General features: G+C 63.9%; 10 protein-coding genes and 1 pseudogene. 5 read left to right on the forward strand and 6 right to left on the reverse strand.

The genetic code is table 11. The features are described from left to right. Positions 1-51: 51 nt before the first annotated feature. Positions 52-2,403 carry a bifunctional salicylyl-CoA 5-hydroxylase/oxidoreductase gene (locus P6U27_RS11465; RefSeq protein ID WP_129144170.1) on the forward strand — a complete coding sequence of 784 codons (2,352 nt, stop codon included), beginning with the start codon at positions 52-54 and terminating at the stop codon, positions 2,401-2,403. Positions 2,404-2,454: 51 nt separating this feature from the next. After that, positions 2,455-3,705: a flavin-dependent oxidoreductase gene (locus P6U27_RS11470; protein WP_122402259.1), complete on the forward strand. Its 1,251-nt coding sequence runs from the start codon at positions 2,455-2,457 to the stop codon at positions 3,703-3,705. Positions 3,706-3,714: 9 nt separating this feature from the next. Here the strand turns inward: P6U27_RS11470 and P6U27_RS11475 are convergent, their stop codons facing one another. Together P6U27_RS11475 and P6U27_RS11480 are read right to left on the reverse strand one after the other, a co-directional pair. Next, the gene (locus P6U27_RS11475; RefSeq protein ID WP_018643141.1) at positions 3,715-4,170 is read right to left on the reverse strand and encodes a cupin domain-containing protein; all 456 of its coding nucleotides are present in this window, start codon (positions 4,168-4,170) and stop codon (positions 3,715-3,717) included. Positions 4,171-4,197: 27 nt separating this feature from the next. Beyond that, complete coding sequence (locus P6U27_RS11480) at positions 4,198-5,373, reverse strand: ABC transporter substrate-binding protein (protein ID WP_162500569.1); 1,176 nt, start codon at positions 5,371-5,373, stop codon at positions 4,198-4,200. 249 nt (positions 5,374-5,622) lie between these two features. On the opposite strand from P6U27_RS11480, the gene P6U27_RS11485 reads away from it, so the two are divergent. The 3 genes from P6U27_RS11485 (at position 5,623) to P6U27_RS11495 (ending at position 8,461) form a co-directional block, all read left to right on the forward strand. Next, positions 5,623-6,141 (forward strand): MarR family winged helix-turn-helix transcriptional regulator, encoded by a 519-nt coding sequence (locus P6U27_RS11485; RefSeq protein ID WP_162500193.1) that lies wholly within the window; start codon positions 5,623-5,625, stop codon positions 6,139-6,141. A 148-nt stretch (positions 6,142-6,289) separates the two neighbouring features. Beyond that, positions 6,290-7,981 carry a benzoate-CoA ligase family protein gene (locus tag P6U27_RS11490; RefSeq protein WP_122402260.1) on the forward strand — a complete coding sequence of 564 codons (1,692 nt, stop codon included), beginning with the start codon at positions 6,290-6,292 and terminating at the stop codon, positions 7,979-7,981. A gap of 15 nt (positions 7,982-7,996) precedes the next feature. Next, positions 7,997-8,461, forward strand: a complete 465-nt coding sequence (locus P6U27_RS11495) for a RidA family protein (protein WP_174221568.1) — start codon at positions 7,997-7,999, stop codon at positions 8,459-8,461. Positions 8,462-8,748: 287 nt separating this feature from the next. Here P6U27_RS11495 and P6U27_RS11500 read toward each other — a convergent pair. The 4 genes and pseudogenes from P6U27_RS11500 to P6U27_RS11515 form a co-directional block, all read right to left on the reverse strand. Further along, positions 8,749-9,119, reverse strand: a pseudogene (locus tag P6U27_RS11500) (BON domain-containing protein); the annotation flags it as partial. Between the two features lie 104 nt (positions 9,120-9,223). Then, entirely contained in the window at positions 9,224-10,201 is a 978-nt protein-coding gene (locus tag P6U27_RS11505) for a CHAD domain-containing protein (protein ID WP_407119762.1), read from the reverse strand. Positions 10,202-10,212: 11 nt separating this feature from the next. Then, entirely contained in the window at positions 10,213-11,739 is a 1,527-nt protein-coding gene (locus P6U27_RS11510) for an AAA family ATPase (protein ID WP_407194062.1), read from the reverse strand. 35 nt (positions 11,740-11,774) lie between these two features. Further along, entirely contained in the window at positions 11,775-12,758 is a 984-nt protein-coding gene (locus P6U27_RS11515; RefSeq protein WP_129144166.1) for a zinc-dependent alcohol dehydrogenase family protein, read from the reverse strand. Between the last annotated feature and the right edge of the window lie 24 nt (positions 12,759-12,782).

Raw genomic sequence — 12,782 nt, forward strand, 5'->3', positions numbered from 1 at the left:
TATTTTAGGCTTAAAATAGTTTTCATGGCCGGTCGAATTGGCGAGGCTCCCATGAAAGTCGCGATCATCGGTGGCGGACCTGCGGGTCTTTACGCGGCAATCCTGCTGAAGAAGCAGCGGCCAAGCGCCGACGTCGCCGTGTATGAGCGCAACCGCGCCGACGACACCTTCGGCTTCGGCGTGGTGTTCTCGGATGCGACGCTCGATAATTTCGAGAAGCACGATCTTCCGAGCTACCGCCGCATCACCCAGGAATTCGCCTATTGGGACGACATCGCCGTGCATTTCCGCGGCACGGTGCACCGGGTCGGCGGCAACGGCTTTTGCGGCTGCTCGCGACGCAAGCTGCTTTTGATCCTTCAGGAGCGTGCGCGAGAGCTTGGCGTCGCGCTGCAGTTCGAGGTGGACATCGGCGATGAATCCCGCTTCGCCGATGCCGATCTCATCCTCATCGCCGACGGCATCAACAGCCGTTTCCGCGAGAAATACGTCGATCATTTCCAGCCGGAGGTCGACGTCCGCTCCAACAAGTTCGCCTGGATGGGATCGACCAGGCCGCTCGATGCCTTCACCTTCATCTTCCAGGAAACCGAGTGGGGCCCGTTCATTGCCCATGCCTATCAGTATGAGGCTGGGCATTCGACCTGGATCTTCGAGACCGATCCTGAAACGTTCGAGCGGGCGGGGCTGACAGGGCTGGACGAGGCTCAGTCCGCCGCGCGGATGGCAGACATCTTCGGCTGGTTCCTCAATGGGCACAAGCTGCTGACGAACCGCTCGATGTGGCGCAACTTCCCCATGATCCGCAGCAAGCGCTGGGTCAAGGACAACATGGTCCTGCTCGGCGACGCCAAGGCCAGCGCGCATTTCTCGATCGGCTCGGGCACGAAGCTTGCGATGGAGGATGCGATTGCGCTGGCCGAAGCCATGGAGAGGGCGCCCAGCATCGAGGCGGCGCTGCAGATCTACGAGAACGGCCGCCGCGAGGAGGTCGAGAAGACGCAGCATGCCGCCGACGTCTCGCTGGTCTGGTTCGAGCACGTCGACCGCTTCTGGAATTTCGACCCGGTGCAGTTCGCCTTCGGCGTCATGACGCGCTCGAAGGCGATCACATATGACAATCTGAAGCTCCGCGCGCCGGATTTCGTGGCGGAGGTCGACAAGTCGTTTGCCAGGCAGGTACGCAGCAGCGGCTTCGATGTCGACACCGATCGGCCGATGGTGCCGCTGTTCCAGCCGTTCCGCTTGCGGGAGATGAAGCTCGCCAATCGCGCGGTGATGTCGCCGATGTGCATGTATTCGGCGCGGGAGGGTGTGCCGACCGACTTCCACCTCGTGCATTACGGCTCGCGCGCGATCGGCGGTGCCGGGCTGATCTTCACCGAGATGACCTGTGTCAGCCGCGACGCCAGGATCACCCCCGGCTGCGCCGGCCTGTGGAACGACGAGCAGGAGGCCGCGTGGCGGCGCATCGTGGATTTCGTCCACGCCAATTCGGCCGCGAAAATCTGCCTGCAACTGGGCCACGCCGGCCGCAAGGGCGCAACCAGGTTGATGTGGGACGGCATGGACCGTCCCTTGGAGCAGGGCGGCTGGGAAGTTTTCTCGGCCTCACCGCTACCTTATTTTCCCGACAGCCAGGTGCCGCGTGAGCTCGATCGCGCCGGCATGAAAGCGGTGAGAGACGCTTTCGTCGCGGCGGCCGAGCGCGGCGAGCGCTGCGGCTTCGATATGCTCGAATTGCACTGCGCCCACGGCTATCTGCTCGCGAGCTTCATCTCCCCTCTCACGAACACCCGTACGGACGAGTATGGCGGCGCGCTCGAAAATCGGCTGCGCTTCCCGCTCGAGGTCTTCGAGGCGCTGCGCGCGGTGTGGCCCTTGCACAAACCGATGTCGGTGCGCATCTCCGCAACCGACTGGGCGGACGGTGGCATCACCGGCGACGACGCCGTCGCCGTAGCGCGCGCTTTCGCCGAGGCGGGTGTCGATCTCGTCGACGTCTCGACCGGTCAGACCGTGCGTGATGCGCAGCCCGTCTACGGGCGCATGTTCCAGACGCCCTTTTCGGACCAGGTCCGCAACGAGGCGCGCGTGGCCACCATGTGCGTCGGTAACATCACCACGGCTGACCAAGCCAACACGATCTTGGCCGCCGGCCGGGCGGATCTCGTCGCACTCGGCCGTCCGCACCTGGTCGACCCCTTCTTCACCATGAAGGCGGCGGCCTGGTATGGGGCAAACGACGCTTTCTGCCCCCCGCAATATCTGCCCGGCAAAGATCAGATCTTCCGCAACAGCGTGCGCGACCGGCAGGACCTCGAGGAGCTGAGAATTAAGGCTAAGCCCAAGACCCGGGCCGAGCTCAAGGCGGAGGCGACAAAGCCGCTTGCGGCGGAGTGACCGCCCGTGCGACGTTAACCCATTGCCTGTGTTTCGAGTGGAGTTAGGGCGATGAAGGCGATTATCGTCGGCGGCGGTATCGGTGGCCTCACCACGGCATTGATGTTGCGCTCGCGCGGCCTGGATTGCGAGATCTACGAGCAGGCCGACACCATTCGCGAACTCGGCGTCGGCATCAACACGCTGCCGCATGCCATGCGGGAACTGGCCGGGCTCGGACTGTTGCAGAAGCTCGACGACGTCGCGATCCGCACCGATCAGCTCTATTATCTCAACCGCCATGGCCAGGAGGTCTGGCGCGAAGCCCGCGGCATCGACGCCGGTCACGACGTGCCGCAATTCTCGATCCACCGCGGCCGGCTTCAGGGCGTCATCCATCGCGCGGTCGAGGAGCGGCTCGGCGCGAACGCAATTCACACCGGCTGCCGGCTTGGTGCTTTCACGCAGGACGAGGGCGGCGTCACGGCCTACTTCTTCGATCGCGCCGGCGCGCACGTCCACACCGCGCGTGGCGATATCCTGATAGGCGCCGACGGCATCCATTCGCGCGTCCGCGAGACGCTGTTCCCCAATGAGGGCCCGCCGTGCTGGAATGGGCTGATGCTGTGGCGCGGCGCCCGCGACTGGCCGCTGTTCCTCACCGGCAAGTCGATGATCGTGGCCGGGGGGCTCAATGCCAAGGTGGTGATCTACCCGATCGCGGAAGGATCGAGCCCGGCAAGCCGGCTGACCAATTGGGCGGTGCTGGTGAAGATCGGCGAGGGTAATGCCCCGCCACCGCGCAAGGAGGACTGGTCGCGCCCGGGCCGCCGCGAGGAGCTGATGCCGCATGTCGCGCGCTTCTCGGTTCCCTACATTGACGTGAAGAGCCTGATCTCGGCAACGCCCGAATTCTACGAGTATCCAACCTGCGACCGCGATCCCTTGCCCTATTGGTCGTCGGGCAGAGTCACGCTGCTCGGCGATGCCGCGCATCCGATGTATCCGGTCGGATCAAACGGCGCCTCGCAGGCGATCCTTGACGCGCGCTGCCTTGCGGATGCGCTGGTACGCGCCGAACACCCGCGCCAGGCGCTGCTGGAGTACGAGAAGAAGCGCCTGCCGATGACGGCCGAGATCGTCCGCTCCAATCGGCGCGGCGGCCCCGAGGGCGTCATCGACGCCGTCGAGCAGCTCGCGCCCGACGGCTTCGACAATGTCGACAATGTGCTGAGCTATTCCCAGCGCGAGGCGATCGTGCGGGGCTATGCCACGAAGGCCGGTTTCGCCGCGGTGCCGGGACTTGCGGCCGTGCGCGCTTAAGACAGGCTGCTAGCCGCCGGGCGGCGGCGGTAGGAAGTGGATGTTGAACTCGGCGGCCATCGCCACCACGTCCTCGGGCTTTTGCTCCTTCATGTTGTGAAGGCCCCAGAACAGGTCGAACAGCTTGCGGCTCGGGGAGACCCAGAACAGCACCTTTGCGGTCTGCTCCGACTTGTTGAAGATGCCGTGCGGCACGCCCATGCCGAGGCGGATCAGGTCGCCTGCCGTTGCCTGCGCTTCCGAATTGCCGAGCACGAAATCGAGCTTGCCCTCCAGCATGTAGAGATATTCATCCTGGTCGGGGTGAATGTGCGGCGGCACGAAGGTGCCCGGCGGCAGCGTCGCATGCCAGGAGAAACTGTTCTCGGCGTAGCTCTTCGGCACGTAGGTCTGGCCGAGGATGTTCCAGGAAATGCCCTGGATGCCCTCATTGGCGCGGGTGATGCCGGTGATTTCACTCTTCATTGCAGTCCTCCCGTAACACGCTTCGGCTCAGTTCGCCGCCTTGCAATCCTTGGCATAGCGATCGCCGTAATTCTCAAAGACCTTCTGCACGATCTCGGTCTGGAACTTGCCATCCGGACGCTTGGCCACCTTGGTCAGGTAGAAATCCTGGATCGGATAACCGTTGGTGTTGAACTTGAAGGCACCGCGCAGCGAGGTAAAGTCGGCCTTCTTCAAAGCGGCGGCGACCGCGTCCTTGTTGGAGAGGTTGCCCTTCACGGCCCTGACGGCGCTGTCGATCAGCATCGCGGCATCGTAAGCCTGGAAGGCGTAGGTGCCGGGAACGCTGTTGTAGGCGGCCTCGTAGGCGGCAACGAACTTCTTGTTCTGGGGATTGTCGAGATTGGGCGCCCAGTTCGCGCCGCCGAACATGCCGACGGCCGCGTCCTGCTGCGCCGGCAGGGTCGATTCATCCACCGTGAACGCCGAGAGCACCGGAATGGTATCGGCGAGCCCGGCCTGCCGGTATTGCTTGACGAGATTGACGCCGAGGCCGCCGGGCATGAACGTGAAGAGAGCATCAGGCTTCTGCGACGAGATCTTGGACAGCTCCGGCTGGAAATCCAGCGTATTCAGCGGCATGTAGGATTCCTCGACGATCTCGCCCTTATAGTCGAGCTTGAACCCCGCGACCGAGTCCTTGCCGGCCTGATAGTTCGGGACCATCAGGTACATGCGCTTATAGCCGCGATCCTGCGCGACCTTGCCGAGGATCTCGTGCACCTGATCGTTCTGATACGACGTCACATAGAAGAACGGGTTGCAGTCCTTGCCGGCGAAGGTCGACGGCCCGGCATTGGGACTGATCAGGAAGGTTTTCGATTCTGTGATGGGCCGGTGGATCGCCTGAAGGATGTTGGAGAAGATCGGGCCGACCACGAAGTCGACCTTCTCGCGCTCGAGAAGGCCCTTGACCTTCGTCACCGCTGCATCCGGCTTCAGCTCATCGTCGACGACGACGACCTCGACGTCGCGGCCGCCCATCTTGCTGCCGAGATCCTTCACTGCGAGCGTGAAGCCGTCGCGAACCTGTTGGCCCAGCGCGGCGGCAGGTCCCGACAGGGTCACGATCACACCCAGCTTGATTTTTTCCTGGGCGAGGGCAGGGGTCACCACGGTGCCGAGCAGCATTGCGGCTGCGGCCAAGGTCATTTGCGTCTTCATCATCTTCCCTCGCGTCGATTGGCTTGCGCTGCAAGCCACGTACTTCGATCCAAGCTTATGCCGATGACGGCCGCCGCGGCAAGCCGAGCTCGAGGCGGCTATCCCGCGGGCAGCTGCGCATGCAAGCGGCGCGCCAATTATTTGAAGCCTAAAGAAATTGACGTGCGGTCGATTATTGCAGCTTTGGACTTGCAGCCGGCGCCGATTTATTTGAAGCTCAAAACGTTGGGGAATCCGTGCCGGCGCCAAATGCCGGCCGTGAGTGATTGCAGCAACATGCTCGATTCCGAGACCAAGGCCGTCGAAACACCGGAGGACCACGCCGAAGAGCTTCGGCTGTGGCTGCGGCTCTTGACCTGCACGACGCTGATCGAGGGCGAGGTGCGCGGCCGGCTGCGGCAGCGGTTCGACGTCACGCTGCCGCGTTTCGACCTGATGGCACAGCTCGACAAGGCGCCTGACGGCATGACGCTGTCCGACGTCTCCAAGCGCATGATGGTCTCCAACGGGAACGTCACCGGTCTCGTCGAGCGTCTGGTGGAATCAGGCCATCTCGACCGGCGCACCTCGGAGACGGACCGCCGCGTCCAGGTGATCCGTCTCACAAAGCTCGGGCGTGCCGAGTTTCGCAGGATGGCTGCGGAACACGAGACCTGGATCGCCGATCTCTTCGCTGACCTCTCCCCGAAGGATGTGCGCGAATTGATGCGCCTCTTGGCCAAGACCAAGGCTTCGGCGCAGAAATCCGCCGCCCGGCGCCGGCCATAAACCGGCCGGCCGAGCAGACCGCCGATCCCCTTTGCCGCAGGAAAAAGCACGGCATGCCCAAAATCCGCTATTGCGCCAAATTGTTTTAAGCCTAAAATGTTTTCCCGATCGTGCTGCCGGGTGCAATCCATGCTGAAAGGAGCGTGCGATGGCCAACGCCGCCAAGATTCAAGTGTCGGGTCCGTGTGACGGCAATGCCGCGACGGCCCATGTCGATACGTTCGCGCAGCAGCATCTGCCGCCGCGCGAGCTCTGGCCCGAATTCATTTTCTCGCGGCCGGAGCTGCGCTATCCCCCGCGACTGAACTGCGTCAGCTATTTCCTCGATCGCTGGGTCGAGCAGGGCCAGGGCGATGCACCTTGCGTCATCAGCCCCGGCGTCAGCTACACCTATCGCGAGCTGCAGGCGCTGGTGAACCGCATCGCGAACGTGCTGGTCGGCAAGCTTGGTCTCGTCCCCGGCGGCCGTGTGCTGTTGCGCTCTGCCAATAACCCCATGATGGTCGCGACCTATCTCGCGGTGATCAAGGCCGGCGGCATCGTCGTAGCGACGATGCCGCTGCTCCGCGCCAAGGAGCTGTCCTATCCGATCCAGAAAGCGGCGATCACGCTGGCGCTGTGCGACGGAAAACTCTCCGAGGAGATGGAGAAGGCGAAGGCCGCAGCGCCCGGTCTCGAGCGCGTCGTCTATTGGGGCAATGACGCCTCCGATTCGCTCGAAGCGCTGATTGCGGATGCGAGCCCCGAGTTCAGGGCTCTCGATACCGCAGCCGATGACATCTGCCTGATCGCCTTCACCTCGGGCACCACAGGCGATCCCAAGGGCACCATGCATTTCCACCGCGACATGCTCGCGGTCTGCGATGGCTATGCGCGCAACATCTTGCGGGCCGAGCAGAAGGATCGCTTCATCGGCTCGGCGCCGCTCGCGTTCACCTTCGGTTTCGGCGGCGTGCTGTTCCCGATGCATATCGGCGCCTCCTTCGTGGTGCTGGAGAAGACCACGCCGGACGACATTCTGAATGCGATCGAGCAGTACAAGACCACGGTCTGCTTCACGGCGCCGACCGCATACCGGGCCATGCTCGGCAAGCTCGCAGGCCGCGACATCTCCTCGCTTCGCAAATGCGTCTCTGCCGGCGAAACGCTGCCCAAGCCGACATTCGAAGCGTGGCTGAAGGCCACCGGCATCAAGCTGATGGACGGCATCGGTTCGACCGAACTGCTGCACATCTTCATCAGTGCGACTGAGGACGAGATCCGCCCCGGCGCCACCGGAAAGCCCGTGCCGGGCTATGAGGCCAAGATCGTCGATGACGAGGGCCGCGACGTGCCGCCCGGGACGATGGGCCGCCTCGCCGTGCGCGGGCCGACCGGCTGCCGGTATCTCGCCGACGAGCGGCAGCGGAAATACGTCCAGAACGGTTGGAACATCACCGGCGACACCTATCTGATGGATGGCGATGGTTATTTCTGGTACCAGTCGCGCTCCGACGACATGATCGTGTCGGCCGGCTACAACATCGCAGGGACCGATGTCGAAGCGGCGCTGCTCACGCATCCGGCGGTCGCCGAGTGCGGTGTGATCGGCGCCCCCGACGAGGCGCGCGGCATGATCGTGAAGGCCTATGTCGTTGCCGCACCGGGCGTGACGCCTGACGCTCAGCTCGTGGCCGAGTTGCAGGAGCATGTCAAACGCGAGATCGCGCCGTATAAATATCCGCGCGCCATCGAATTTGTGACGCAATTGCCGAAGACCGAGACCGGAAAGTTGAAACGCTTTGCGCTGCGGCAGCTGGCGCAGGCCGCAGTGACGTCCTCAGGCGTCGCTGCGGAATGAGAGAAGGATAGAGAATTGTCTGTGACGACACCGAAGGGCTCGCAACTCGCGGTGCTGCCGACAGCAGCCGAGGACGGGACGCGCATCAAGGCGCAGATCCTCCAGCCATCAGGCTGGCCGGTGCCGAAGGGGTATGCCAACGGCATGGCTGCCGAGGGGCGCATCGTCGTGACCGGCGGGGTGATCGGCTGGGACGCCGAAGAGCGTCTCGCCGACGGCTTCGTCGCGCAGGTGCGTCAGACCCTCGGCAACATCGCCGCGATCCTGGCCGAGGCCGGTGCCCGCCCCGAGCACCTCGTGCGTTTGACCTGGTACGTCGTCGACATGGACGAGTACCTGGCCAATCTGAAGGAGCTGGGCAGGGTCTACCGCGACGTCTTCGGAGCGCACTATCCTGCGATGGCGCTGGTTCAGGTCGTTCGCCTCGTGGAGAAGGCGGCGCGCGTCGAGATCGAAGCCACCGCCGTCATTCCGCGCTGAGCTTGGCCGCGATCGGCTCGCCTTGGTTAAGCCGCGATGAAATGAGGTATGATTGCGCAACGACGGAGGTGCGATCCCTCCAGCTTGCGGGAGAGGATTGGGGAGAGGGCGCTTCCGCAATGGGACAATCCTTAAGAGGAGAAAGCCCTCACCCGGTGCTTCGCCATAGCCGAGGCTTTGCCTCGGCGTGTTTGAGATGACGGCCGCCAGAGGCGGCCTACGCCTCTCCCGCAAGCGGGAGAGGTGAACGAGCCGCCACAATCGATTCATCCTAAGGCCATTTCGCATTAGCTCGCCTTGGCGAGCTCGTCGTCCTCGGGCGAGTTCAGATAGACGCCCGACATGGTGTCGATCCAACACAGATGGTCGTGCACCTTCGTGACGCCCTCGACGTTCTCCGCTGCGACGATCGCGGCCTGCCGTGCGCGCTCCGCGGTGATGACGCCGCTGGGATGAACGATACCGTCGCGTATGATGACGTTCAGCCCGAATGGACACCAGTCGTTCCTCTCCATGGTGTCGATGATGCGGCTGCGAATGTCATCGTCGTCCCGTTGTTTCGCTCCATGAGATCGACGATCTCCGCGAGCGCCGTATCTTCCGTGATGGTCGGAGGCTGGGCGTCATGGCCGCGCTCGACATGATCGGCCTGATCATGCCGGGTCGGAAGACCATTATCTGAAAAGTGTGAGGCGGTTTTCCGAGAAGATCATGCTCAAACAGTAAGCTGGACGATGATGATCATCCCAATCTCATCGCGCCTTAGACCTCCGGCTCGGAGCTCGTCGCGAGGTCCGAGGAGCGGAAGCGCTTGGCCTTGTCCAGTTTCCGGTAGGCCACTGACGCCGTTCGCAACAGCTTCTTTTCCCGCTTGCGATTGAGGAAGCGATGGCCGGCATCAAGGACGGCGCCGTTCAACGATGACGCGAGCGCCTGTCCCCGTACATCGTCGTTCAGCTGTCCGAGCGACCGTTGCGCCTTGCGCAATTGCTTGAGCATGGACTTCTGCTTCGCCGCCGCCGCTCCATCGGCGAACAGATCCGCAAGCGACTCGACCGAATAGGTCAGCCGCTTGTTGAGGAGCCGCAACTGGTGACGTCTCGCGACATCGAGCCTTTTCAGTTTCCGGGCCTTCTTGAGCAGCGTCGTCTCCCACTCCGTCAGCCGTTCACTCGTGTGGTCGGCGAGCGTGCGGCGGCGCAATCGAATGGCTTCCTTGCTGCGCCGGGTCGACCAGGGGCCGCTATCGATCCACATCGAGGTCTGCTCGACCAGGCGGCGGTAACGCGCGGATTGCAGCGCGCGCGCCAGCAGCCGGTGGCTCTCGGCCCGTTTCTCGTCCCAGTGCTGAAGCTCGGCGATCACGGCAAGCTCGTCACCGCTCTCGGCGACGACCCGCTCGATGGCCACGTCGAGATCCCGCACCATGCCGAGCTGGCCGTTCAGCCATTTCAGTTCGGCCCAGACATTCGGCCGCCGGGCATCGTCGACCATCGGCGAGAAGAAGCGGATGGCAGTTCGCAGATGCGTCAGTGCGATGCGGATCTGGTGCAGCGCGTCGGGATCGCCGCGGCAAGTGCCGTCGTGCTGAGCGAGCACGGCGTCGAGGTGACGGCGGGCGATGATCCGGAACGCCGTATCGCAGGCCATGCCGGGGCTGAGGCGGGCGGGCAGGGCGTTGCGCCGCGCCGCCGGCTTGGCATGCGCGGTTGCCGTCGAGCTTGTGATGGATCGCGACATCCTTGCCCGCATCAATCCGATTGCCCTATTTGCCCCGCAGCGATCGCGTCGCGGCAGTTCTGGAGCGTCTGCTCTCGTGTCCCGGATGCATTGATGGTCGCCCAGTCGACATGGCCGATATTATAGTGCTCTTGCAGCGCGGCAACCTCTTGCGTGGCATCCGATGCGTCTCCCCGGCGGCTTCCGATCCGCGCTTGCCGGGTCGCGAGGTCTGCGACCAGGAACAGACCGTGCAGCGACACGTTGCGCTCGCGCGCGAGCGTGGTGACCGCATCGCGTTCGTCCTCGCGTGCGAATACGCCGTCGATGATCGCCGAATGGCCCTGCGCCAGCACCCGCCGGGCGTGCTGAGCCAGTGTGTCGTAGACGCGGGCCGTAACCTCCGGCGAATAGGCGGATGGCGGCAGGCGGTGCGTATCCGCGACCCCGAACATTTGCTTGCGGACGAGATCGCTGCGCAGCACGACGGCTCCCGGCTGCGGCGCGACGACCGGCGCGAGCGCGTGCGCCAGGACCGTCTTTCCGGTGCCGGACAGCCCGCCGACCGCAATCAGACGCGGAGCAGGAGGATGGATCAGCATCTGGGCGAGTTCAAAATAGCGCCGTGCCTGGTCAACAATAGCGGGGGCATCGGAATGCGGTCGCTTTTGCCGTGCCAGGGCAACCTGGGCGCGGATCGCCGCCCGGATCGACATGAACAGCGGCAGGGCCGAGAGCGCGTCGAGATTGTCGGCCGGCGTGATGGCGAGATAGCGGTTCAGGATCATGTTCGCCGCGCTTGGCTGACGGTGCTGCAACAGGTCCATCAGCGTGAATGCGATATCGTAGAGCACATCGACCGTTGCCATCTGCGCATCGAACTCGATCGCATCGAACAGCACGGGCCGATCATCGATCAGGACGATGTTTGCGAGATGCAGATCGCCATGACAGCGGCGCACGAAGCCCCGGCGGCCGCGCTCTGCGAGCAGGGGACGAATGCGTAGAAATGCCGCGTGCGAGGCTTTTCCGAGCTTTTCGATGTCTTCCGCGCTGAAATGTCCTCCGGCCCGCAAACCGTTGCTGTTGCCGTCGATCAGGGCAGGGATGGAGAAGACCCATGCATTTCCATTGGCGCGCGTCGCCGCCGCGTGTGACGCGGCGATTGCGTCGGCAGCCGCAGAGGCGAGCTTTGTGTCCAGCGGGCCGGCCTTGGCCAGATGATCGAGCGTCCTGCCTTCGTCAAAGCGCGACATGTCGACCGCATATTCGATCGGCCGGCCAGCGCCGTCGACCTTCACCGTTCCATCCGGCTCTTCTGTGATTGCCACGACGCGGTGGTAAATCTGCGGCGCCAGCGGCCGGTTGATCCTGATCTCCTCCTCGCAGGCCGCCTTGCGCTTCTCGAGTGTCGAATAGTCGAGGAACGGAAACCGGACGGCGCGCTTGATCTTCAGCGCGCGCTTTGCGTCCAGGAACACCGAGGCTGCATGGGTGTCGATCCGCGTCACGCCAGGATGTTCGGTCAGCATCTGGAAGACGCGCTCCTGGGCCGTCATTTCATCTTTCAGCGAAGCGGACATCCGAAGCACCATCAGGGCGTCAGCACGGCCGCGCCGAGGATCTGGCCGTTCCGCAGCATGCTCAAAACCTCGTTGGCCTGATCGAGCGGAAACGCCGTCGTCTCGGTGCGCACGCCGGCTTGCGGAGCGATCTTTAGAAAATCGAGGCCATCCCGCCGGGTCAGATTGGCGACCGAGACCAACTGCCGTTCCTGCCAGAGCAGGTCATACGGAAAACTTGGAATGTCGGTCATGTGGATGCCGGCACATACGACGCGACCGCCTTTGCGGACGGCGCGCAACGCTGCCGGGACAAGCTCGCCGGCCGGTGCGTAAATGATCGCGGCATCGAGCGGCTCGTCCGGCATTTGGTCGGATGACCCGGCCCAGACCGCGCCGAGACGGCGCGCAAGGTCTTGCGCAGCCGCGTCGCCGCGTCGCGTGAATGCATGGACGGATCGTCCCTGCCAAACCGCGACTTGCGCGATGATGTGGCCGGCCGCCCCAAAACCGTAGAGGCCGAGCCTGTCGGCGGGGCCGGCGAGGACCAGCGAGCGCCAGCCGATCAGGCCTGCGCACAGCAGAGGCGCAATCTCCACGTCGCTCCCGGTCTCACCGAGCGGAAAAGCGTAGCGTGCGTCGGCGATGGTGTGGGTTGCGTAACCGCCGTCGCGCGTGTAGCCGGTGAACAGCGGGGCGTCGCAGAGGTTTTCCATACCTTCCCGGCAGAAGCGACACTTTCCGCAGGTGAAGCCGAGCCAGGGAATGCCGACCCGGTCGCCAGGCGCATGTGTTGTCACATTTAGGCCTACGAGATCGACCCGGCCGACGATCTCGTGGCCAGGCACGATCGGATAACGAATATCGGGCAACTCGGCATCGACGAGATGAAGATCGGTCCGGCATACGCCGCAGGCGCTGATCTTCACCCGGATCTGACCCTTGCCCGGCATCGGGTCAGGCCGCTCCTCCATCTGGAGCCGTGCTCGTGGGGTCGACAACACCATCGCACGCATGAGTCTCTCCGGGGCGAACCGCTC

The organism is Bradyrhizobium sp. STM 3566 (assembly GCF_045571445.1).
Taxonomy (GTDB): Bacteria; Pseudomonadota; Alphaproteobacteria; order Rhizobiales; family Xanthobacteraceae; genus Bradyrhizobium; species Bradyrhizobium vignae.